21 protein-coding genes are annotated in these 24,477 nt (G+C 52.4%); 18 read left to right on the top strand and 3 right to left on the bottom strand.

Features of this window, described 5'->3' with window-relative positions:
* Positions 1-125 precede the first annotated feature (125 nt).
* The gene (locus MKX63_RS27930) at positions 126-1,058 is read right to left on the bottom strand and encodes a hypothetical protein (protein WP_341021793.1); all 933 of its coding nucleotides are present in this window, start codon (positions 1,056-1,058) and stop codon (positions 126-128) included.
* A 373-nt stretch (positions 1,059-1,431) separates the two neighbouring features.
* Between MKX63_RS27930 and MKX63_RS27935 the strand changes: the two genes are divergently transcribed.
* The 8 genes from MKX63_RS27935 to MKX63_RS27970 all read left to right on the top strand — a co-directional run bounded on the left by MKX63_RS27935 (position 1,432) and on the right by MKX63_RS27970 (position 14,256).
* Positions 1,432-2,283, top strand: coding sequence for an HAD family hydrolase (locus MKX63_RS27935; protein WP_341021796.1), 852 nt, complete (start codon positions 1,432-1,434; stop codon positions 2,281-2,283).
* 300 nt (positions 2,284-2,583) lie between these two features.
* A complete protein-coding gene (locus MKX63_RS27940; protein WP_341021798.1) occupies positions 2,584-4,065 on the top strand; it encodes an Lsa family ABC-F type ribosomal protection protein in 1,482 nt (493 codons plus the stop codon).
* A gap of 241 nt (positions 4,066-4,306) precedes the next feature.
* Positions 4,307-5,200, top strand: a complete 894-nt coding sequence (locus MKX63_RS27945) for an ABC transporter permease (protein WP_341021799.1) — start codon at positions 4,307-4,309, stop codon at positions 5,198-5,200.
* A 6-nt stretch (positions 5,201-5,206) separates the two neighbouring features.
* Complete coding sequence (locus MKX63_RS27950; RefSeq protein WP_341021800.1) at positions 5,207-6,103, top strand: carbohydrate ABC transporter permease; 897 nt, start codon at positions 5,207-5,209, stop codon at positions 6,101-6,103.
* Positions 6,104-6,175: 72 nt separating this feature from the next.
* Positions 6,176-7,873, top strand: a complete 1,698-nt coding sequence (locus MKX63_RS27955) for a hypothetical protein (protein WP_341021802.1) — start codon at positions 6,176-6,178, stop codon at positions 7,871-7,873.
* 167 nt (positions 7,874-8,040) lie between these two features.
* On the top strand, positions 8,041-9,828 hold the full coding sequence (locus tag MKX63_RS27960; protein ID WP_341021803.1) for a sensor histidine kinase: 1,788 nt from the start codon (positions 8,041-8,043) through the stop codon (positions 9,826-9,828).
* A 1-nt stretch (position 9,829) separates the two neighbouring features.
* The gene (locus tag MKX63_RS27965; RefSeq protein WP_341021804.1) at positions 9,830-11,434 is read left to right on the top strand and encodes a response regulator; all 1,605 of its coding nucleotides are present in this window, start codon (positions 9,830-9,832) and stop codon (positions 11,432-11,434) included.
* A gap of 11 nt (positions 11,435-11,445) precedes the next feature.
* Positions 11,446-14,256 (top strand): glycoside hydrolase family 2 TIM barrel-domain containing protein, encoded by a 2,811-nt coding sequence (locus MKX63_RS27970; RefSeq protein WP_341021805.1) that lies wholly within the window; start codon positions 11,446-11,448, stop codon positions 14,254-14,256.
* A gap of 373 nt (positions 14,257-14,629) precedes the next feature.
* Here MKX63_RS27970 and MKX63_RS27975 read toward each other — a convergent pair whose 3' ends face one another.
* Positions 14,630-15,523, bottom strand: a complete 894-nt coding sequence (locus tag MKX63_RS27975; RefSeq protein WP_341021806.1) for a LysR family transcriptional regulator — start codon at positions 15,521-15,523, stop codon at positions 14,630-14,632.
* Between the two features lie 158 nt (positions 15,524-15,681).
* On the opposite strand from MKX63_RS27975, the gene MKX63_RS27980 reads away from it, so the two are divergent.
* The 10 genes from MKX63_RS27980 (at position 15,682) to MKX63_RS28025 (ending at position 23,772) form a co-directional block, all read left to right on the top strand.
* Positions 15,682-16,476 carry an SDR family oxidoreductase gene (locus MKX63_RS27980; protein ID WP_341021807.1) on the top strand — a complete coding sequence of 265 codons (795 nt, stop codon included), beginning with the start codon at positions 15,682-15,684 and terminating at the stop codon, positions 16,474-16,476.
* Positions 16,477-16,958: 482 nt separating this feature from the next.
* Positions 16,959-17,666 carry a response regulator transcription factor gene (locus MKX63_RS27985; protein WP_341021808.1) on the top strand — a complete coding sequence of 236 codons (708 nt, stop codon included), beginning with the start codon at positions 16,959-16,961 and terminating at the stop codon, positions 17,664-17,666.
* Complete coding sequence (locus tag MKX63_RS27990; RefSeq protein WP_341021809.1) at positions 17,644-19,068, top strand: sensor histidine kinase; 1,425 nt, start codon at positions 17,644-17,646, stop codon at positions 19,066-19,068. Before MKX63_RS27985 ends, MKX63_RS27990 begins: the two co-directional genes overlap by 23 nt.
* Before the next feature lie 98 nt (positions 19,069-19,166).
* On the top strand, positions 19,167-20,240 hold the full coding sequence (locus MKX63_RS27995) for a hypothetical protein (protein ID WP_341021810.1): 1,074 nt from the start codon (positions 19,167-19,169) through the stop codon (positions 20,238-20,240).
* 188 nt (positions 20,241-20,428) lie between these two features.
* Positions 20,429-20,773: a YojF family protein gene (locus tag MKX63_RS28000; RefSeq protein WP_341021811.1), complete on the top strand. Its 345-nt coding sequence runs from the start codon at positions 20,429-20,431 to the stop codon at positions 20,771-20,773.
* A gap of 37 nt (positions 20,774-20,810) precedes the next feature.
* Positions 20,811-21,512, top strand: a complete 702-nt coding sequence (bshB2, locus tag MKX63_RS28005; RefSeq protein WP_341023324.1) for a bacillithiol biosynthesis deacetylase BshB2 — start codon at positions 20,811-20,813, stop codon at positions 21,510-21,512.
* Between the two features lie 16 nt (positions 21,513-21,528).
* Complete coding sequence (locus MKX63_RS28010) at positions 21,529-22,071, top strand: GNAT family N-acetyltransferase (protein WP_341021812.1); 543 nt, start codon at positions 21,529-21,531, stop codon at positions 22,069-22,071.
* 51 nt (positions 22,072-22,122) lie between these two features.
* Entirely contained in the window at positions 22,123-22,431 is a 309-nt protein-coding gene (locus tag MKX63_RS28015; RefSeq protein WP_341021813.1) for a hypothetical protein, read from the top strand.
* Between the two features lie 14 nt (positions 22,432-22,445).
* Positions 22,446-23,132 (top strand): bacillithiol biosynthesis deacetylase BshB2, encoded by a 687-nt coding sequence (gene bshB2 / locus MKX63_RS28020; protein WP_341021814.1) that lies wholly within the window; start codon positions 22,446-22,448, stop codon positions 23,130-23,132.
* Between the two features lie 28 nt (positions 23,133-23,160).
* The gene (locus MKX63_RS28025) at positions 23,161-23,772 is read left to right on the top strand and encodes a sugar O-acetyltransferase (RefSeq protein ID WP_341021815.1); all 612 of its coding nucleotides are present in this window, start codon (positions 23,161-23,163) and stop codon (positions 23,770-23,772) included.
* Positions 23,773-23,808: 36 nt separating this feature from the next.
* On the opposite strand, the gene MKX63_RS28030 is transcribed toward MKX63_RS28025, so the two are convergent.
* Positions 23,809-24,477: a LutC/YkgG family protein gene (locus MKX63_RS28030; RefSeq protein WP_341021816.1), complete on the bottom strand. Its 669-nt coding sequence runs from the start codon at positions 24,475-24,477 to the stop codon at positions 23,809-23,811.

Here is a 24,477-nt window from a genome sequence, read left to right on the forward strand (position 1 = left end):
GGGCGCTACGCTGGCGAGTGAGCCAATGTAATCGAAAAACCGATCACATTGGGCAGCGTCTAGGCATGCACCTCGAAACTAACTTCATTCCCCAGTCAGGGTCAATATTGTTCCAATCGTACCATTCACAGCTCCGTATACTGCTTAACCACTTGATCCAGGTAAGCCTCTACCTCAGGCGTCTTCTTATTCCCGGCAGCATCGAGCAGCGGCATCAGCTTGGCCAGAATGTTCAGCACTTTATTATCACCAGCGCCTTCCGTCAGGACATGGTCGCAGGCTCTTCGCAGCTCAGGGTCTAGCTCATTAGTGTCATAGTCATACGCAGGTGTATTATCAGAGCCGAGCAGTATTAAGGGAACCGTATAGGACATTTCATTGCGGATGGCCGCTGTCCGGTTCGACTTCGAATATTTCTGGACGTAATCGCTCATGATGGCCGCTCTGCCGATCAGCTCATCCCATGTGATCACAACAGCCGCATCGAAAGTGGACGGCTTGTTGCTCTCAGTAGCCATGATATCAATATATGCGGCAATATCCTTGCTGATATAGGGCTTGAACACCTTGAAGCCTTCATAGTGCATAACTGCATAATACATGCCTTCGCTGGTCTCCAGCTTGTAGCCTTTATCCCAGACCTCTTCAATGAGTTTGCGGATCGCAGGCTGTTTCACCTGCTTCAGAATCTCCGTATAGGTCATGTCGTTGTTAATCTGGGCATCCATTAGTGCCTTTTGCACAGATTCTGTATATAGTTTCTCAGAGAAGCGCTCCAGCCCCGCCCTCTGGGCATTCTCCAATTGAAGGGTCATTACTGTGCCATACCCGGAGCCAACTTTGGAGATATGGTTCATCAGATATTTGCGTGCCTGCGCCAGGCTTGCGGGATTGCTGGTGTATTTACGGAACTGGTTGTAGACGGCCTGGGCATCGGATGCGGATGCTGCAGCTACCGGCTGTGCACCTGTAAATACTGTACCACCTGCCAGAGTCAGCGCTGTACCGAGCAGCACCGCTCTTACTGTTTTTGTTATGGTTTTTGGTAATTTTTTCATTATGTACCTCCTACGGAATAAGATAAGATGCTTGCTATAACACACTAAAGAAATTAACGAAAAGCAAAAAGAAACGGAGGGGAAATTTGGAACTGGAGGAGCGATAGCGACCGCCTTTGTCAACGGATTTCCACCGCGAAATGCGGGTAAATTCAAGAAATCTGTTGACGGGCAGCGGCCGGAAGTCCAAATGTTCACAGCAGTGACGACCATGCTTCGAGTTCAATCCTAAAGTGTGTTTTTATCTATCCTATTTATTTGTACAAATTTAGGATAAGTGAATCGCACGGCCGCTTCCGAAATAACGCTTGACTTGGAACGCATTTCATAACCTATAGTTCAGTTGAAGACTAGACGAAGGGGAGAAGAGGACATGCATCAGAGCAGCAGAAAGATTATTTTCATCGATATTGACGGAACGCTTCTCATGGAGAATGGATTGGTCCCGGAATCGGCGGTGCAGGCATGCCAGCAGGCACGGAAGAACGGGCATTTGCTATATCTGTGCACCGGACGCTCCAAGGCAGAAATCTATGATTATATCTGGGAGATCGGGTTCGACGGGTTGATTGGAGCCGCAGGCGGTTATGTGGAGAGCGGTGGCGAACTGCTTTATCATAAAAAAGTGACCCCGGAGGATGCCAAGCATCTGATCGATTATTTTAACGCGAACGGGGTCGACTTCATTCTGGAATCCAATACGGCGCTTCACGGCAGCCGCCATTTACAGCCTCACCTGGAACGCAGAATCTATGGTGACTTGCTGAATGACCCGGAGGCGCAGGAGAGAAAACGGCAGTCGCCCCATCCCTATATTGCAACACTCACTTATGGGAACGAGGAGTTATATCTGGATGATGTCAACAAAATATGCTTCTTGGAGAGCAGCCTGCCCTTTGATCAGATTCAGGAGGAATTACAGGACCGGTTCACTGCGATTCAGTGCTCCATCCCGATCTTCGGGGAGAACAGCGGGGAGCTGATGATGCCAGGCGTTCATAAAGCTGCGGCTATTGCTGATGTTCTGAATCATCTGAATATCCCGCTTGAGAACAGTATGGCGATTGGAGACGGGCTTAACGATCTGGAGATGCTGAGTTATGTCCAGGTGGGGGTTGCCATGGGCAATGCCCGCGAGCCGCTCAAAGCCATTGCCGATGATATTACCGATTCGATTGAGAACGATGGACTCTATAACGCCTTCCTGAAGCACGGACTGATCTGACTAACGGGTTGATCTCCAGGAAGAGCTGTGTTAAAATGCACTTAATTAAGCGACAGGAGTTGAAGAGTATCGTGCGGACATTTCTTGCGTAATGTGACCAATAAACAAGCGTTCTTTGTGGCGCGCAATTTATGGTTGATATGCAGGAAGGGTCTGCCTCTTTTCACTCTGGTCCAAATATCCTTGTTCAAGTCCGCCTGGAGATAATTACCTAGGGAACGGATTTGCTGTGTTTATTTGAGCTGCGGGAGGAGAACCTTCTTGCAGCTTTTATTTTTGTGAATACAGGAGGATATGTGTATGTCTTTAATCAATGTGAGCAATTTAACGTTTGCCTATCAGGGCACCTATGATAATATTTTTGAGAATGTGAGCTTTCAGCTGGATACAGATTGGAGGCTGGGCTTCACCGGACGCAACGGGCGCGGCAAGACTACCTTCCTGAACCTGCTGCTCGGCAAATATGAATACAGCGGGACGATCTCCGCACAGGTGGGCTTCGAGTATTTCCCGTATGAGATTGCTGACCGGAAGGTACAGACCCTGGAGATTCTCGATGAGATCGACCCGGAGCTGGAAAACTGGAAGTTCATGCGCGAGCTGTCCCTGCTGAAGGTGAGCGAGGATGCGCTGTACCGGCCGTTTGAATCGCTGTCGAACGGAGAACAGACGAAGGTGCTGTTGGCGGCTCTGTTCGCGCGCGAGAACCAGTTCCTGCTCATTGATGAGCCGACGAACCATCTGGATGCGAAAGGCCGGAAGCTGGTCAGTGACTATCTCCGCACCAAGAACGGGTACATTCTGGTGTCGCATGACCGGGCTTTTCTCGATAACTGTGTGGACCATATCTTATCGATTAACAAGACCAATATTGAGATCCAGAAGGGCAACTTCAGCAGCTGGTGGCAAAATAAGTCCAGACAGGACCAGTTCGAGCTGGCAGAGGATGAGAAGCTGCGGAAGGACATTAAGCGCTTATCGGACTCTGCCAAAAGAACGGGCGGCTGGGCGCATGAAGTGGAGAAATCCAAAAATGGCACCCGGAGCTCCGGCAACAAATTGGATAAAGGCTATGTCGGCCATAAGGCCGCCAAGATGATGAAGCGCTCCAAGTCGATTCAGCAGCGCCAGGAATCCGCGATTGCCGAGAAGTCGAAGCTGCTGCGGAATCTGGAAAGCGCGGACAGCCTGAAAATTGCACAGCTTCCTTATCATAAAGAGCAACTAGTGGAGCTGGAGGAGGTTGCGGTCCATTACGGGGACACTACCGTATGTTCAGGAGTGACCTTCACCATCGAACAGGGGGACAGAATTGCTCTCTCCGGCAGCAACGGCTCAGGCAAATCTAGCCTTCTGAAGCTGATCTGCGGCGGGGACATTAGCTATACCGGCCGCTTCACAAGAGACAGCCAAATGGCTATTTCTTATGTGTCCCAGGACACCTCGCACCTCCAGGGCAGCCTGAACGATTATGCCAGAGAACGGGGAATCGATGAGAGCCTGTTCAAGGCCATTCTGCGGAAGCTTGATTTCTCGCGGCTGCAATTCGAGAAGGAAATGTCAACGTACAGCGGCGGGCAGAAGAAAAAGGTGCTGATTGCCGCCAGCCTCAGCGAGCAGGTGCATCTGCACATCTGGGATGAGCCGCTCAACTTCATCGATGTGATCTCCCGGATGCAGATCGAGGAGCTGCTGCTGGAATATGCTCCAACCATCCTGTTTGTAGAGCACGACCAGGAATTCTGTACGAATATTGCAACGAAGCAGGTGCTGCTCGACTAAGCAGGTCAGCAGACAACGGAATCAGCTTCATCCATTATGCGCATGCCGGTATGATCCGGCATGTGCTTTTTGCTGCACCGGCACATCTGCCTGCCACATCTGCCATCCCCGTCATCCCTTAATCCCGCCTCTGCCTGTAAGCGCTTCACAAGATCAAATCAGAACGATAGATATCCAACCGCTGTTATATAGGCGCGGGCGGCAGTTCCTTTTATGATAGAAGTATCAAGGGGGGAGACGATTGTACAACAAATTCTACAAATACCGCTGGCAATATCTGATGATCTTACCCGGAGTAGTCCTGCTGTTTCTGTTCAGCTATATTCCAATGGCCGGGATTCAGGTCGCCTTCAAGGATTTTCAGATTGGGACCTCGATCTGGGACAGCACATGGGCAGGCCTGGATAACTTCACGTTCCTGGAAGACCCGCAGTTCCTGACCGTGGTCCAGAATACGCTGTACATTTCGGTGCTGAAGTTCATCTGCGGCTTCCCGGCCCCGATTCTGCTGGCGCTCCTGATCAATGAAGTGACCCGGCCGGCGTTCAAGCGCTTCGTCCAATCCGTCAGCTATCTGCCGCATTTCTTCTCCTGGATCGTGGTTGCTTATATTCTGCAATCCTTCCTCACGCTGGACGGCGGGCTGGTCAATCAGTTCATTGGGCAGGCGGGGGGAGAACCGGTGTTTTTCCTGGGCTCGACAGAGTGGTTCCGTCCAATCGTTGTCTTCAGCGGCTTATGGAAAGAAACCGGCTGGAACACCATTCTCTATCTGGCCGCCATTACCACCATTGATCCGCAGCTGTACGAATCGGCGAAGGTGGAAGGTGCAGGCAAGCTGGCACAGATCCGCCATATCACCCTTCCCGGAATCATGCCGACCATCTCCATAGTGCTGATTCTCAGTATTCCAAGCTTAATTACAGTTGGGATGGATCAGATTTATCCGCTCATGAACTCTGCCAATCATAGTGTTGCCGATGTACTGGACACTTATATTCTCCGCAACGGGCTGCAGCAGGGGTACTTCGGGATGGCGACGGCAGTAGGGCTATTGTCTTCGTTAATCAGCCTAACCCTGGTCGTCTCAACCAATCAGCTGTCCAGAAAACTAAACGGGGAAGGACTGTGGTGAAGGCACATGAAAGCAAGCCGAGGTGAGAAAATAGCAGAATACATCATTATTGTGCTGCTATCCCTGTTATGTGTATCGGTGCTGTATCCGTTCCTCTACATGCTGGCGATTTCGCTGAATGACGGTGCGGATGCGGCCAAAGGCGGGGTCTATCTCTGGCCGCGCCGCTTCACACTGATCAATTACGAGATTGTGCTCGGCAATGAGACCATCAGGCATTCCTACCTGATTACAGTGGGCAGAACGATAATTGGCACGGTTGGCGGGCTGCTGGTCACGCTGCTGGTGGCCTTCGGCCTCTCCTACCGGGGCCTGCCGCTGCGCAGCACGATTCTAAGCTACATTCTGCTGACTATGCTGTTCAGCGGCGGACTCGTTCCCTTTTACATTCAGCTCAATAATCTTGGCCTGATTAATACGTTCTGGGTGTATATTCTGCCGGGACTCTTCTCCGTCTGGAACATGTTCGTCATGCTGAAGTTCATTCAGGGCATTCCGGAAGCGCTCGTCGAGTCGGCGGAGCTGGATGGGGCAGGACCGGTCCGTATTCTATGGCAAATCATTGTCCCGTTATCGAAGCCTATGCTCGCTGCGCTGGGGCTGTTCACCGCAGTGGGCCACTGGAATGACTGGTTCGCCGGAGCCTTCTTCGTCACGAAGCAGAATTTGATTCCTGTGCAGACCTTCCTCCAGCAGCTGCTGTCGGCACAGGATCTGTCGGCCGTGCTGGGCTCCAACAACAATCAGGAGGCGCTGGCCCGCAGCTCGCAGCTCCAGAATATTACGCTGATGTCGATCAAAATGTCTGTGGTGATGGTCAGTGCGCTTCCGATTCTCTGTGTGTATCCGTTCCTGCAGAAATATTTCGTCAAAGGCGTTCTTCTGGGGTCCGTGAAGGGCTGATCTCTTAGCTTAATGGCCTAATGGCCGTAGAAGCATTATGCAGTACAATAACATAATAGGGGGAGTATTCTAGTGAAAATCAAACAAGCCCGGCTTACAGCTCTGGCCATGACGGCGCTGCTGACTATCGTCAGCGGATGTTCCGGCTCCAATTCCGGCGGCGGAAATACGAAGGCAAGCAACAGCGGTACAGGAAATAAGACGGCTGCTACCCAAGGGGCAAGCGGTTCTGCCAGCTTCAACCTCTGGCTTGGCTGGACGGCAACCATCAATAATGACAGTCTGGTACAGAAGTATTGGCGGGAAGAGGAGCCGGGGGTCGATGTCAAGCTGGAGGCTACACAGGGCGATGCGATGACAGCGCTTAACCTGAAGATCAATACCGGCGGGTTTGAGGATGCGGCGATCTTCAGCCGGAACGAGACGGTGAAAAGCGCCATGCGGCGCTCCAAGCAGGTGCTGCCGGTGGAGCAGTATTTCGATATGCCAGATAAATATCCGGGACTTGCGACGATCCCCAAGCCATATCTGGAGCTAATGAAGGACGAGGACGGCCATATCTGGTCGATTCCGACCTGGTTTGACCAGAACCCGGAGGCGCCTTGGCCGGGCTGGGCATCGCAGGGCTGGTTTGTCAGAACGGATGTGTTGGAGAAGGCAGGCATGACTACAGCCGATCTGTCCACACTGGATGGGGTTGAGACCTTCCTGAAGAAGGCCGCACAGCAGAAAGACGCCTCCGGCAAAACGCTGCTCCCCCTGTCCTTCCTTATGGACACTAATGATTCGCTCGGCTGGAGTGATGAGAATGCAGTGCTGACTGCGTTTGGCGTCAGTACCGGCGGCAATGGTATTCAGAAGCAGGGGGATCAATTTCTTTTTGCTTATGATAATCCCAATTATAAAGCGGCTTATCAATGGATGAATAAGCTGTACCGGGAGAAGCTGATTGATCCGGAGGTAGTAACCAATAAGGGAGAGCAGTATATTGAGAAGAACAAGTCCGGCCGGGTTGCGCTGAATGTAGGCAGCTTCTGGAACATCAACGCTACAGCCTGGGAGACACTGGATGGCCCTACGGAGCCGGGCTGGTTCTATGAAGTCATTCCTTTTCCGAAGGTTGCAGGGGTAGAGAAGCTTGGCATCAACCAGGTCACGAACCCGAATCCGGGGTATGATGTCTATATCAGCCAGAAGACCAAGAACCTTGAGGCCATTCTGAAGTTCCTGGATTACAGCCTGCAGCCGAAGGCAGAACAGCAGCAGGTAATGAGCGAGGGGCCGGCAGGCAAGTACTGGGACTGGGTGGACCAGCCGCTGGGCAAGTGGAAATTTATAGATGAAACGTACAAGACCGCACGCAATTCCGGCGATGCCGCCCAGAAATCAAAAGTTACACCGGAGCTCTACATGACCTCTTCCTATAGCAATGAGTGGTACCCGTGGTGGAACACAGAAGATGGCGGTAAGGCAGGCGCAGCCAAGACGATTCAGTTCACCGAAGCCATCGGGAAGATGGGGACCATCCGTGTAGCAGAGCCTTATGATCTGATCGAGGTTAAGCAGGGCGGGGTATGGGAGAAATACTCCCTGGAGCTGGAGAATATCCGCAAGGAATACCGGGCTAAGCTGCTGATGGCGGGGGATGATGCCAAGTTCGAGGCGGAGTGGAACGGGTTCCAGGAAGCGCTGGAGAAACGCGGACATTGGAGTGAGGTCAAGGCCGAGTGGCTTGGCAGATATGAGGAAAAAATGAACGCAGGCAGCTAGAAACAAGTGGAAACGGCTTTGCCGTCCTTTTAAAGGACGGTACCGTTTCAGCGAGAAATAGAAGGATAATGTATAACGTGAAACATATTAATTCTTAAATTTTAAAATACGCCGGAGCGCCCTTCACCTGTGAGGGGGGCTCCCTTTATAGTTCTTGGGAGGGCCATATGATCAAGCAGAGCATAGAGAAAGGTATTATTCGTATGACCCGGTCCATGAATCTGAGAGGCAAAATTGTCCTGTTCTACGGCCTGATAGTATTCCTTCCGACGGTGCTGCTTGCTGCGGGGGCAGGCTACCTGATGCTGCAGACCGTCCGGGCCAATTATATTCTGACCATCAGGGAAGCTGTCCGCCAAAGTGCGCAGAGCATTGAGTTCCGCAAGCAGAGCTATGACCTTCTGGCCACACGGACAGCGACAGATGGTGAATTGATCTCAAGATTAACGCGGGATTATGCGGATATCACAGAACAGCTTGGTACCGTCAATTACGTGGACAGATCCTTCCTGTTTACAAGCAAATACCTTCCGGGTATTGAGAATTTCCGCATCTACCATACCAATGATACGCTGGTGCAGGATGGCGGCTTGTTGTGGAAGCCCGAGGGGCGGATGCTGTCCGGACAGCGGGAGCAGGACTGGTATGCGCAGCGGCTTTTTTCTCCGGATAATCTGATGTGGACCAATGCCAAGGATGACAGGAACAAGCTTGTCGTATCCCACAAAATCCTTGACAGCAACGGGGATGTACACGGGCTGGTTTATCTGCTGCTGGATTATAAAAGCGTGTTCGCGGAATCCTTCGACCATCCCTTTGACGGCGCCGGGGAAATGTATATCGTTGACGGCAGTGAACGGATCATCGCCTCCTCGGAACCGTCCGAGATCGCTGCTTCGTTATCCTCCTCTTCGTTAAGTGAGTACTGGGGCAGCGCTGACGGAACTACCCGGACGAACAACGGAACGGTGCTGATTACACAGGAGATCAAATCCGGCTGGCGGGTCGGCGCACTGGTGCATCTGGACCGCCTGGAGGAACAGTCCAGACGGATTCTGTATTATATCGCAGCGGGAATTGCGTTCTTCCTGCTGCTGTCGATTTTCCTGATCATGACTGTCCTGAAGAATACCATCTGGCGGATACGCAAGCTGGGGAGCCGGATGACAGATATATCGGAAGGATACTTCGAAGTAAAGGTGAAGAACCGGGACAAGGATGAGCTGGGTGAGCTGGAGGTGCTGTTTAACTCCATGTCCGGGCGGCTCGGGAAGCTGGTTAAAGAGCATACGGAAGCGCTGCTTAAGGAGCGTGAGCAATCCTTCCGGGCGCTTCAGGCACAGATTAATCCGCATTTCATCTATAATTCGCTCAGCCTGATCCGCTGGCGGGCGCTGGATCTGCAGGATGAGCTGCAAGTCCGCACGATAGATGCGCTGACGACCTTTTACCGGCTGGCACTGGGCAATCAGGTCAATGTAACCCGGCTGCGCGATGAGCTGGAGCATGTGAAGGCGTATATCGATATTCAGCAGCTCCGTTATCCAGGGCAGGTCTCGGTGGAATGGGAGGTGAAGCCGGAGATCCTTGATCTCTATACCATCAAGCTGATCCTGCAGCCGATTGTAGAGAACTGTTATCTGCATGGCGACATTACGGCCAGGGAGCATGCTTTTATTCAGATCACGGCTGAACGCAGTGGGGATGAGGTGCGCATCCAGGTGTTTGACAACGGGCAAGGGATCGGACAGGATAAGCTTGAAGAGATACGTGCCGGTACTTACAGCGGCAGCAGGAACGGGTTCGGCATGAACAATATCAGGGACCGTCTGGCGCTATATTTCGGTCCCGATGGCCGCCTAGAAATCGACAGCGCAGAAGACGAATGGACGGCGGTAACCATCCATATTCCGGTCTGCTTAGAACGTCCCGAGCTGAAGAGGAAGGAGGGGTAACATGCGTGCATTGATTGTTGATGATGAGCCCATGCAAATTCAAGGTCTGCTACGGCATATCCGCTGGGAGGCACTTGGCTACAGAACGCCGCTAACTGCCCATTCCGGGATGGAAGCGCTTGCGATTTTGAAGGAGAATCCTGTGGATGTGCTGATTACCGATGTGTCGATGCCCGGGATGACCGGAATTGAGCTGCTCGCCAGAATCCAGGCTGATTATCCGCAGCAGCAGGCTATGCAATCGGTAATGATCAGCGGCTTCGATGAATTTGAATTTGTGCAGGAGGCGATCCAGCTTGGGGCTAAGGCCTACGTGCTGAAGCCGGTCAAGACGGAGGAGCTGGAACAGAAGCTGGAGGCTCTCCGCGCAGCCGCTGAGAAGAAAAAACAGCTGGAGCAGGAAACAGCCCTGCTCAGGGAGAAGGTTACAGAGAGCCGGGAAGTGCTGCTGGAGCGCTTCATTAAGGATTTGACCGGCGGCTGGGTTCACAGTGCTGAACTGCTGGATTCATGGCGCCGTCTGCTTGATCTTCCGGCAGGAGAGTGGCAGGCTACACTGTTCCTGTTCGACTGTGACAGTCTTCACCTGCATCATAACCAGGATGCCAAGGAGCAGATTCTGCTGGGTGAAGCACTGCAGAATGCGGTGAAGCTGGGGCTGGAGGGCTTTTCCGGCGCTTATATCGGGAAAGCGGGAGCGGGTGAGACCGCTGTGCTGGTGCTGGAAGCGGTTCCGCAGGTGCGGGCCAGGCTGGAGAAGCAGTTAAGCTTCATTCAGGAAGTGCTGCGGGAGCAATATGCTGCTTCCGTTACGGTCGGCGTCAGCAGAGAGGCATGCAGCTGGACAGAAATTCCGCTCCTGTATAAAGAGGTCCGGCATATGATTGCCGATGCACGGCTTGCCGGATACGGACAGATTGTCTATTGTGACCGGCATCTGATGAATGAATACCAAGACTTCCGGCTGCGTGAGGAGTATATTCCAGAGATCGTAGGGCTGCTGGAGCTTGGGGAAAATAGCAAAGCGTCGGCTTATGCAAGCCATGCTTTTGAGATGATGCTGGCCGGAGAGCCGATCTCCTTCTCCTATGTACAGGCGTTCGGCATGGGACTGCTCAGCGAATTGGCACGCAAGCTTAAGCGGGATCAGGATACGGATACCGAAACGAACATTCTGATGTGGCAGCGTCTCATTGACTGCACCGGAGTGGAGGAAGTGCGGAAGGCCGTTCTGGAATATCTCGCCCATTACACACAGCGTAAGGAGAAGGAGCAGACTGCACAGCAGCATCATCTGATCCAGCAGGTCCGGCGGCATCTGGCTGAACATCTGCAGGAGAATCTGACGGTGAAGCAGCTGGCGGGGCTGTATCATCTGAATTCAAGTTATTTAAGCGTATTGTTCAAAAAAGAAACCGGCCAGACGATCTCCGAATATGTCCAGGAAACGCGCATGAATAAGGCAAAGGAGCTGCTCCGTGATCCTGGCATCAAGGTGTATGAGGTGGCGGAACAGGTAGGCTTTCAGACGGCGGCCTATTTCACCTTTCTTTTCAAGAAGACCACGGGTACCACCCCGCAGGAGTATAGAGATTACTATTACTAGGAGTGATAATTGTGCTGTCAAAGATCAGCCTTGAAGGCGAATGGAAGCTGCAACTGGAAGAGAAGGGGAAGGGACTGGTATTTCCTTTTACCGATGCAATCAGGCTGCCGGGAACTACGTCCCATGCCCTTAAAGGGCCGAAGAACAGCAAGATTCTCGTTGGCGCACTGACGGATGAATATCTGTTCGAAGGACCGGTCTGGTACTCCAGAGAGGTTGTGATTCCGGAAGAGCTGGCGGGTAAGCAATGCTGCTTATATCTGGAACGTACAAGGCTTACCACCCTATGGGTGGATGATGTGGAGATCGGCAGCCGTGACAGCCTGAACACTGCGCATGTATATGAGCTGCCGCAGCTGCAGCCCGGGAATCATACGCTTACGGTCCGGGTCGACAACACCGGCTATCCGACCAAAGGCGGGCATATGACCTCGCCGGATACCCAGACTAACTGGAACGGGATTACCGGCCGGATGGAGCTGCAGTTCTATGGGGAAGCCCGGATTAGCGGTCTCCGGCTGAAGCCTGATCTGCCTGCACGTTCGGTACGGATCACCGCCACGCTGGACAGCAAGCAGAGTGCTACACTCGCGGTATCTGCCAGTAGCTTCAATAGTGAGCTCACACATGCCGTAGAGGAACAGGAATATGTCATCGTACCGGGTCCGTTCACTATAGACTATACACTGGGTCCGGGTGCGCTGCTGTGGAGTGAATTCGCTCCCAATCTGTATACTCTCAGCCTTGTTCTCAAGGGCAGTGATGGTATTCCCGTTGACCGGCAGGAGGTGATCTTTGGGCTTAAGTCCTTCCGGGCTGAGGGAGATAAGTTCACCATTAACGGTGAGCAGACCTTCCTGCGCGGCAAGCATGACGGCCTGATCTTCCCGCTCACCGGCTATGCTCCGACAGACGTGGAAGAGTGGGTACGGATTCTGGGGATTGCGAAGTCTCACGGCATTAACCATTACCGCTTCCATACCTGCTGCCCGCCGGAAGCAGCCTTCACCGCAGCCGATCTGCTCGGAATCTACATGCAGCCGGAGCTGCCGTTCTGGGGAACGATTACCGCAGAGACGGACGAAGGCCACAACCAGGCGGAGCAGGATTACCTGATCAGCGAAGGATATGCCATCCTGCGGGAATTCGGCAATCATCCATCGTTCGTGATGATGTCGCTGGGTAATGAGCTGTGGGGCAGCAAGGAGCGGATTGATTCGTTCCTTGCAGATTATAAAGCGTTCGATGACCGTCCGCTCTACACTCAAGGCTCCAATAACCATCAGTGGGTCCCGGAGGTGCTGGAGCATGACGATTTCTTCAGCGGTGTACGCTTCACACGCGATCGGCTGTTCAGAGGCTCCTATGCCATGTGCGATGCTCCGCTGGGACATGTCCAGACCTCGCTGCCAGGTACAATGAAGGATTACGACGACCAGATTGTTCCGCCGGGCTTTGGGAGCGGTGAAGCCGTGTCCGCTGAGGCAGGCGGCGAGATCCTGATCCAGTACGGTACTGAAGCCAAGGCTGTGCAGGGTGGCAGTGAATCCAGAGAATGGATTCCCCGGGTACCCGTGGTCTCGCATGAGATTGGACAATATGCGACGTTTCCGAATTTCGCGGAAATTGAGAAATATACCGGCCCGCTCAAAGCGGAGAATTTCATCATCTTCCGCGAACGGCTGGAGAGCAAGGGGCTTGGCCATCTGGCCGATGCTTACTTCAAAAGCTCAGGCCAGCTCGCTGTCGCTTGCTACAAGGAAGAGCTTGAGGCTGCCTTCCGTTCCCGCCGGCTGGCAGGGTTCCAGCTTCTGGATCTCCAGGACTTCAGCGGCCAGGGTACAGCACTCGTAGGTGTTCTGGATGCCTTCATGGATTCCAAGGGTCTGATCAGCCCGGAAGAGTGGCGGACCTTTTGTAATGATGCCGTGCTGCTGGCAAGATTCCCTAAGTACAACTACGGCGCCGGGGAGACCTTCGCAGCCCATGTGGAGCTGAGCTGCTTCCGCAGTGGAATGCCGGAATCCATCGAGCTTCACTGGGAGCTGGCGGTTGAAGGGGGAGCTCGGACAACAGGCTCAGCCGGAGCCTTTATTCCTGCCGGAATCCATTACATTGACATTTGCGATCTAGCGGTTGAGCTTCCGGTGGTGGACCGGATGAGCCGTGCGGAGCTGGCGCTCAGGGTTCAGGGAACCGATATCCGCAAGAGCTATGACCTGTGGATATATCCGGAGCAAAGCGATAACCCGCTTGAAGCTGAAGGCATTCATGTGTTCACAGAGCTGTCTGAGGAGGCAGTCTCCCTGCTGGAGCAAGGGGGTAATGTGCTGCTGATGCCGGAACCACAGTCGGTTCAGAACGGAATCGAAGGCTATTATTGCACGGATTTCTGGTGCTACCCGATGTTCCGCTCGATCTCGGAGAGCATGAACCGGCCGGTGCCAATTGGTACCATGGGTCTGCTGATCGATAACGGCCATCCGGTGCTGCGCGATTTCCCGAGCGAGGCACACTCCACCTATCCGTGGTGGACTATCGTGGAGCATTCCAAATCGCTTATCATGGATGAGGCGGACCGCAGCTGGAATCCGATTGTACAGACGATCGATAATTTCGAACGTAATCACAAGCTGAGTTTCCTCACAGAGTGTCGCGTAGGTAATGGTAACCTGCTGCTGTGTGCACTGGATGCTGCTAAGGTAAGCGGAGCTCTTGAAGGCAGACAATTCTTGACCAGCATAGCTCGTTATATGAACTCTGCTGATTTCCAGCCGCAATACCAGGCAACGATTGAGGAGCTTCGGGCATTAATTTGTTAAAATGATCTAATAGAGCTGTCCCCAAGCCGTAAATCGGCTATTGGGGCAGCTCTTTATTTAGGTATAACGCCAGAATCCATAGGCTTCGCGCTATAAACTGTAGGTGCCGGAACGGTGGTAACTGCATTTTATACAATGGAATGCTGTAAAAAAGGCTTCTAAATAGAATCTATTGTATTCGGTACAATAGAATATTGAAAAAAGGCCCTTTTTCGCCCAAAACCCAACATTCTAATGTATGAAATACAATAGAATCTCATTTTAAGGTCAGCTATGCGTTTTCTATTGCAGAAAATACAATTAGCTACTTGAATTTAAGAGGAAAAGTCGGTAAAGGGGCAGGATAAGACTACTATTAGTTCGATGTTCATTCTCACAGGTTTAAAACAGGTACATGACTACTCTGCTGAACATACTCCAGGAACCTTCTGGAGGCGGGGGACAGATAATGGTCCTTGCGCCATTGCAGGCCAACCTCCCATTCCCAACCAGGTTCCTGGATGGGAATCCAGACCAGACCGTCAAGCATCAGTCCCAGCGTCTGCGGAAGCACGGAGACGCCGAGCCCGGCTTTGATGAAGCCGGCCACAGTAATCAGATCCTCAGCATAATAGGTTGAGGACAGCTCAAAATTAGTATTTTGGAAGAGGGAGGTGATGGTGTGCTTGAGTCCGCAATTCGTCTTCAGTCCTACAAACGGCTCACCCGACAGCTCGAACAGACTCAGCGAGGAACGCGCTGCGAACCGGTGGGAACTGGAGACCACAATATAAATCGGCAATCTGCGAAACACCATCCATTCCTTATTCTCCGCCGTAGTCTCTTTGGACGTAATCAGCATATCTGAGGTCCCGTTATCCAGCGCTTCGTCAATGTCCCCGTGATTCCCCTGATACAGATCGAACCGCACCTTCGGATGGTCTGCCTGATAGTCTCTGATGAGCGATGGGATCAGGTCCACGCCAAGAATATTCAGATAAGACAGATGAACGGTTCCGCTCTCCGCATTGGACGACTCCTCAATCTCCCGCACCCCATTCCTGATATTGCGCAGCGCTTCTTCGACCCGTGAACTGAACATAACCCCATAGCGGTTCAACTGGACATTGCGGCCCTTACGCTCAAATAAAGGAACCCCCAGCTCACTTTCCAGTTTGGAAATTGCATGGCTCAGGGCAGGCTGCGTAATTCGCAGCGCTTTGGATGCAGAGGTCATATGCTCAAGCCGGGCTACGGTCAGAAAATACTCCAATTGTGTGAGCTCCATGCAGACAGCCTCCTTATATATTACTATTATTAATGAATTTAATGAAAATAATAAATTAGACGCTCATATTAATCAAGTCTAATATATACATATAGACCTCAGGACGGCTCGACTTCCAGCCTAACCTGAGGAATCCTTAATGAAAAGAGGCTGTAACGATGGCTATAACTTATGCAAGTCCGCTGACAGAATACGAAGGTAAAAGAATCCTGGTAACAGGCAGTACCAAGGGAATGGGACAGGCAATCGCTGCCCGGTTCACAGCGGCAGGAGCTGAAGTTATGACTACTGCCCGGACACTTCCGAAGGAAGGGCCCGCTTCGGATTTGTTCGTCCAGGCCGATCTGTCCACGCCTGAAGGCGTGGAGCGAGTCATTGCAGCAGTCAAGGCCCGGTTCGGGCGGCTCGACATTCTGGTGAATAACGCTGGCGGCAGCTCAACACCAGCTGGAGGATTTCTCGCAGCATCCGATGAACACTGGATGGATGCGCTGAATCTGAACCTGCTGGCAGCTGTGCGGCTGGACCGGGGACTGATCCCGCTCATGCTGGAGCAGGGCAAGGGAGTCATCATCCATATCTCTTCCATTCAAAGAGTGTTGCCGCTGATCGAATCGACCATCCCCTATGCAGCCGCCAAAGCTGCGTTAAGCAGTTACAGCAAGAGCTTATCCAAAGAATTCTCTCCGAAGGGCATCCGGGTGAACCGGGTTGCGCCGGGCTTCATTCAAACCGAAGCAACCGGGGACTTCTTGAAGAGTATTGCGGAGGTGACCGGCAGTGTGGAAAGTGCGCTGCAGTCGGTAATGGACGCACTGGGCGGCATACCCATCGGACGCCCCGGCTTCCCTGAGGAGGTGGGCGAGCTGGTGGCCTTCCTCGCTTCTGACCGCGCAGCATCCATAACGGGTGCTGAGTACGTGATTGACGGCGGAACCGTACCTACGGTGTAAGGTGAAGCTAACCCTCACCTGCAAGCTCTGACTAAGCAATCCCCTACTTGATAGAACAGTCGGTTCAGCTATTTATTGGCTGTACAGCTGTTCTTTTTTTGTATTATTCAGTCTATTATTTTCTTGAAATTGTTGAGGATTATTGGAACTGTAAGAGGTTTTACAAACGAAAAGCAAAAAGAAGCGGAGGGGAAATTTGGAACTGGAGGAGCGGTAGCGTCCGCCTAAAAGCTTTCCGAAGGAAAGCTCGCATCGGAAGCATAAGCTTGTGTTTGGATTTCAACCGCCGAAGTGCGGTTCGAATCAAGAAATCTGGGGACGGGCAGCGGCCGGAAGTCCAAATGTTCACTGCAGCGACGACCTAGCTTTAAGTTGTAATAATTCTTTATCTTTTCTTTAGATTTGGTTTAGACTGGATTAAGAATGGCAGGCTATAGTTACAAAGAGCGCGGCTTGCATGACAAGATAGAGGGGGATTCACCATGTATACCATTCTCATAGCCGATGACGAATCGGAGATTGTTGAGCTTCTGCAGCTGTATCTGGAGAAGGAATATACGATTTTGACCGCAGAGAACGGAATTGAAGCGCTCCAGCGGATGCAGAATAATAAGATTGATCTGGCGATCCTGGATATTATGATGCCGGGGATGGACGGGCTGCAGCTGCTGAAACGGATTCGGGAGCATGAGCATTTCCCTGTGCTGTTCCTGTCCGCCAAGAGCCAGTATCATGATAAAATCCTGGGGCTGGAGCTTGGAGCGGACGACTATATCGCTAAGCCTTTTAATCCGCTGGAGATTGTGGCGCGTGCCGGGGCCATGCTGCGGCGGGTGCATCAGTTCGATGCTAAGGCACCGGAGGAGGAGAAGCGCAGTGAGCAGATTGTTCTTGGAAGGCTGACGCTGGACCGGAGCACCTGTCAGGTTGAGGTGGCCGGGGAGGCCGTCGCTCTGACTTCGACCGAATACAAGATCCTGGAGCTGCTGATGCAGCAGCCGGGACGTGTTTTTACACGCAAGAAGATATATGAGACTGTCTGGGAAGATTTCTACGTCTACGAAGACAACAGCATAATGGTGCATATCAGCAACATCCGCGACAAGATCGAACGAGATTCCAAGAGACCGGAATACCTGAAGACGATCAGGGGATTGGGGTACAAAATTGAAGCACCCGTGGAAAAGTAGAGATAACCGTCCGCTGCAGACGTCGCTGACCATCGACTTCCTGCTGTTCAACTGTATGCTGCTTATGCTGGTGTTAGTGGTCTATCTATTTGTCCAAAAGGATATTGCCCAGGTCATCCGGGAGCAAATGAAGCCAGACCCCAATCTCTCTGTGGAGGCCGGAGCGTACCAGGAGGAGCTGGGCCAAGGGCCGGAGAGTGAGCGTCTGCTGAAGAGCGGTGGCTGGCTGGAGCTGCTGGATTCCGGCAAGAGGGTGATTCAGGTCATTGGTGAGAAGCAGGATGAGATTCAAGCTTATGACGAGGACATGCTGTATCTGGGATTGGAGAACCGCAGCGACCAGCCTTTTTACTATTCTATTACGAGTGTTACGGAGCAGGACAGCGGGGCAGCCTGGATGTTGCTTAAGATTCCCCGCGATGTAATCAATATCTCCATTAACAACGAGTTTCTGGTCTCCTATCTGAATCATTCGGTGTTCTTTTATGTATTCCTGGTCAGCGGTTTGATTCTGCTGCTGATTTTTGTGTACAGCTATTGGGTCTCCAGACGGATCAAGAAGCCGCTGCGGGTGCTGAATCTGGGCTTGAACCGTATGATGGAAGGGCATTACAACACACGCATCGCCCTGTATGCAGAGACCGAGTTCCTGCGGATCGGCCACAGTTTTAACTATATGGCTGATGTGATTGAGAAGACCACCGAGGAGAAGCGTCTGGCGGAGAAAAGCAAGCAGCGGCTGATGGTTGATCTGTCGCATGACCTGAAGACCCCTATTACCAGCATCCAGGGGTATGCGCAGGCGCTTGTCGAAGGACGCGTTACTGACCCGGAGCGGCAGACGAAATATTTGAATTACATCTACACCAAGTCCGTGCAGGTCACGAAGCTCATTACGCATATGCTGGATCTGCTTAAGCTGGACTCACCGGATTTCATCCTGCGGATAGAGCGGCTAGAGCTGGGCGATCATCTGCGGGAGATGATTGCCGACACCTACGGCGAGTTTGAGCAAAAAGACTTCGAGCTTCACCTGCAGGTGCCCGAAGAAGAGGTCTATGCCCGTTATGATCCCGAGCTGTTCGCCAGTGTCATTAATAATCTGATCGGCAATGCGCTGGCCTATAATCCCGAAGGGACGCGCATCCGGGTATCCGTGATTCCCGAGGATACGCAGATCAGGATCGAGATTGCAGACAATGGCGTCGGCATTCCGAGGGAGCTGTGGGACACGATTTTTGATCCGTTTGTGCGGGGAGATGAGGCGCGGACGACGGCCAGCGGAGGAACCGGACTGGGCTTGTCCATCGCCAAGAAGAACGTGGAGAAGATGGAGGGTTCACTGCTGCTGGAGAGCAGGGAAGGGGAGCCGACGGTGTTTGTGATCCGTATCCCGAAATAGAGGAAATAATTAACTTCTTGTCGAATGTACTGATCTGGAAGATTCCGGCACCTTGCCGGGACACCTAACTTACATCGGGGGAAGGAATTAGAACATCTATGAAAAAACTAGCATTACTGCTCACCACTCTGCTGCTTGCGCTCGGAATGGTCTATCCGGGAGGCGCCGGACAGGCAGCGGCCGCAACCGCACCGGCGTACACGGAGATTGCTACGTTTGTCGAAGGCAACCTGCTTATTTCGCCAGTCAAATCTGTGCTTGTAAATGGCTCTGCCTATGTACCGGTTAAGCTGGCCGGACAGATTCCGGGTTTCACTGTGGTGGCGGATACCACTGGCGTAACGCTCACAGGCAGCAAAGGAAGCACCAAGCTGAACAAGGATAACTCCATTTTGTACAAAAGCTCCAATTACGTAGCCTTCAAAACCCTGCTGAAGCTCGGCGCGATCGACGGCAAATACGCCTCCAGCGCCATAGCGTTGTTCGTCTGGAGTACAGAGGATGGCAAGAATAAGAGCAACAGTATGCTCTACGCGATCAGCAAGCTGCCTGGAACGATGGGGACTGCGCTAGGTAAAAAGGTATACTTATATGGACATCCGGGCAGCCACTGGGTGAAAAGTGTACAGTACGTTGATGACAACAACCAGAACTTTGTGATGCAAAATGAGGCCGGAACCGAATGGGTCCTGGATTTGAATGATTTTGTGGACAATACCATGTATTATAGTGAGAATATCGATTATCTGAAGTATTACTATAATGGACAAACGGTGTGGACCCGGAACGCCAAGATTAGCGATAGTCCGTTCAAAAACTTTGAAAAAGCGACTATCGCTAACTTCCGCTCCAATCCTGTAAACGGGAATTTAGAGATGATCATCCGCCGGGCCAACGGACAGGAGATTCCGGTGGAGATTGATCCAACTGCGGGTGATTATGGTGATTACGTCGAAGACATCTTATATTTCAAGAATCCGCAAACGACCTTCAAGATCAGCGATAAAATGTGGTCAGCCATCCGTGAAGAGCGGGCGGTCAGCGGCATGACGATCACAGAGCTCCTGCTCTCCTGGGGAGATCCGGACAAGGTTTATGATGGGTATGTAGTGTACGGCGACCAATACGTCTATTTCATCAATGATAAGGTCTTCTCTATAGTTAATCTGTAATTAAGCGTGGACGAGGGGCTTCCCGTCAGCGGGCTTGCTTAAGGAATTCACAGAATTCCTTGGGCAGGCTCTTTTTCTTTGGGTTAGCGGTTTAGCTGGTGCAACTCTTCCAGGTTTTGAGCTTCGGGGATTTCATGTATAATGAATGCACTGGAACCAGCTATTCTTTTACACTATAGGAGGACATTATGCAACTCATTCAACCCCAGGCGATTCAGACCCGCATCGACCAATTCGTCGGCGAGGATCTATATATCCATCTTGAGCTCACAACAGGAGCTTATGCCAGTCATATCGACAGCACACGTCCCCCGGGCTCGGCGTTCATCAGCAATGCAGTGATCCGTTACACGAACGGCTCTATCTCAGGCACAGGACCTTACCGGGTTGGCCTGAAGACAGAGCAAGGCTGGATTTACGCCGAAGGACTTACCCATGTAGATGAGCACGATAAGGAGCGGCTGATTCTGGCCGGCCATGACAGTCAGGGCAAGCTGATTGTGGCGTTGCAGCTTAGCCGGACCCCTTTTTAAACAAAATGGAGGAACAACTAGCGTGAATAATAAATCTATGAACCATACAAGAATTCTGGTTGTGCTTCCCCATCCCGACGATGAGGCTTACTTCGTATCCGGGACACTGGCGATGTATATCGCAGCAGGTGCAGAGGTGACCTATGCCTGTCTGACACTGGGAGAGATGGGCCGGAACATGGGCGTTCCGCTCCTTGCAAACCGCACGACCCTGCCGGCTATCCGCCAAGCGGAGCTCGAAGCTTCCTGTAAGGCCATTGGGATTCAAGACCTGAGGATGCTGGGCTTCCATGACAAAATGATTGAGTTCGAAGACCCGGCACTCCTGGATCACCGGATTGCATCGCTCGTGAAGGAGCTTACCCCGTCGCTGGTTATTACGTTCTACCCTGGTTATAGCGTGCACCCGGATCACGATGCTACTGGTGCTGCGGTGATCCGTACCATTGCCCGGCTGCCCGCTGCGGAACGTCCGGTTGTACATAGTGTCGCCTTCTCGAACGGCCATCAGCAGCGGATTGGAGCAGCCGATGTAGTCACCGATGTGACTCCTTTTATCACGGTCAAAATCAACTCCATTCTGGCGCACCGCACCCAGTTCCAGCCGGAGAAAGTGCTTGGCGGCCTTAAACCCACCGATCCGGTAATCTGCGGCAAGTACGGTACGGAACGCTTTTGGACCTACCGGTTCCCGGAATGCAAGGAACAGCCGGAGGAAGCGGTACTGTGCAGCAATTAAGAATGGAGGGGTAGAAATGACAGAAGAGCGGGTATATATCCGCTTCCCCGGGCCTGAAGATGCCGCTGAGCTGTTGGGGATGTATTTGCGTAACCGTGAGTTTTTTGAAGAGCATTCGCCGGAGATCTGCGGGGATTTCTATACAGAGGAGTACCAGCGGGACAAGCTTACGCAGTATGAAGAGTTCAGGGCAGCAGATGAGAGATACGACTTCCTGGTCATTCACAAGGCTGACCGCCGGATCATCGGCAGTGTCAGTCTGTCTTTTGTGGTGAGGGGACCGCTGCAGAGCTGTATGATCGGGTACAGTCTGGACAAGGAATATAATGGTAAAGGCTATATGACGGAGGCGGTGAAACAGGTCGTGCGCTATGCCTTCGAGGAGCTGAAGTTCCACCGGATTACAGGGGAAGCTTCACCGGATAATCCCGGTTCTATCCGTGTACTGGAGAATGCAGGCTTCCATAAGGAAGGCATTGCCCGGCTGAATGTGAAGATCCGCGGCGTGTGGAAGGACCACCAGATTCTTGCAATCATCAACCCGGCGGATATTAGTTAATGGATTTAACGCACGGATTAGCTTAAATATTAACATTGTGGAGGATCACCGATGAGCCAGCGTTTACGAATTACCCGTTCCATGCAGGAAGAGAATGCAGAGCAGGCACTAACCCTGGAGGAATGCAAGCAATATTTTGCCGGTAAATCCGGCTTCAGTTATTCACAGGTCTACACTGTGCAAGGTGCAGAGAGCACGATGTCGATCGAAGGGGATTTTTTCATGTGGAGTCATGAGGGTGCGGAGTACCCGTTCCGGCTGTACATGGGCGAGCTGTACGTGGCCTTGTCCATGGAGGCGATTGTGCCTGTAATTCTTGAGATTGCCACGGACCTGCGGGCCGATGTGGTTGAGGGGTAGGGAGGAATGAACCTATGAACAATACACAGACTACAGAACATAAGCGCATACTGGTGGTGTTTCCGCATCCTGACGATGAGGCTTTTGGAGCGGCTGGCACTATTGCGAAGTATATTCAGCAAGGCGCCGAAGTAACCTATGCCTGCCTGACGCTAGGCGAAATGGGACGCAATATGGGGATTCCGCCGTTTGCCAACCGGGTGACGCTGCCGGAGATCCGCAAGGAAGAGCTGCGGGCGTCCTGCCGGGCTATCGGCATACAAGACTTAAGAATGCTGGGCTTCCACGATAAAATGATTGAATTCGAGGATCAGCAGCTGCTGGATCAGACACTGCTGGCGCTGATCCATGAGCTGGCTCCTACGCTTGTGATTACCTTCTATCCCGGCTACAGCGTACACCCGGATCACGATGCTACAGGAGCAGCCGTTATCCGGGCAGTCCGGCAGCTGCCGCCTGCAGAGCGGCCGGTGGTTCACTGTGGCGCATTCGCCATCGGCCATGAGAAGCACATCGGCCTCCCGGATGTGCATGTCGATGTCACCGCATTCCTGGACAAGAAGATGGCCGCTATCCAGGCACACCGTTCGCAATTCCAGGCGGCGGAGCTTGTCGGCAATCAGGTGCTGACGGCCGAGGAGATTCAGCTCCGCTTCGGACGGGAAGTCTTCTGGACCTACCCCATGAACACACAACACTAAGAGAAGGCAGGAATACCTTATGAATCCTATGAATCAGAAAGACAGAATGCTCGCAGGATTGCCCTATAAAGCATGGCTGGACGGATTAACCGAAGAACGGACAGCCGCGAGGCTACTGGTTCACCAACTGAATTCACTCTCTCCCGACGCACACGAGGAGAGAGACGGGCTGATCCGCAAGCTTTTGGGCAAGACAGGGGAGCTTGTGCATATTGAGACTCCCTTCCGCTGCGATTATGGATCGAATATCACTGTAGGGAATAATTTCTATGCTAATTTCAACTGTACGATTCTCGATGTAGGCAAGGTGGTCATTGGCGAGAATGTCATGTGCGCTCCGAATGTATCACTCTATACAGCAGGCCATCCCGTCCATCCCGATTCCAGGAATTCAGGCTATGAATACGGAATTGCCATCACCATCGGCAACAATGTGTGGATCGGCGGCAATGTTATTGTGAATCCAGGTGTAACTATCGGGAATAACGTGGTCATCGGTGCGGGCAGTGTAGTGACTAAGGATATCCCTGATAATGTCATCGCCGTAGGCAGTCCGTGCCGGATTATCCGCGAGATCACGGAAGAAGACCGGAAATATTACTATAAGGATCGGGAATTTGACGTTACGGACTATTTGTAGAACGGGTTAGGCCGTCCTTAAGGGACAGGCTTCATTTCAAATCAGCACATAAGCGGCCCTCAGCGGCCCGTGTACCCCGACCACCAGCTTCATTTCAATATCCGCGGAATTAGAGGGACCGGAGATGAAATTAATCGATGAGCCCATCGGTTCCCCGGCCTGGATTCTCCGGTTAAATGCTGCGGCCGCATCCGTAGAGCGAAGCACCAGCTTCTCGCGTTCAATCACCGCAATATAATGCGCAGGCAGGAAATGGAGCGAACGTCCCTGATCGGGGCGGCTCTCCACCACAACCGTTCCCGATTCCGCAAGTGCATAGTCGGCGAAGACAATAGCTGTATTCGCCGATTCGGCACGCCTGGTATTCTCCGCCCGTCCCGCCGCTTCTTCCCATACGGCAGCCTCCGGGAAGACCAGCCCGTACTCCTTGAACCGGGAATCACCGGAAGTCATCACGTTCCCGCCGCCATTAGCCTCTATCAGATCATCTAACGTTCTCTGCAAAAGCTCCCGCGTCGTTTCAATCACCTGCGTGTGAATGAAGAAGCATTGCTCTTTAAGCATCTCTACAAGATCCTCTTGGGTAAGAGGGCCATAGCTGTCAGGAATCAATTCCCGGATCGCAGGACGCTGAACCTCTGACTTCCGTGCCCGTCCCAGCTTGGCGGCAATGGTATTCAGAAAAACCTCCTTATTCATGTTCAT

The organism is Paenibacillus sp. FSL R7-0179 (genome assembly GCF_038002265.1).
GTDB lineage: Bacteria > Bacillota > Bacilli > Paenibacillales > Paenibacillaceae > Paenibacillus_AQ.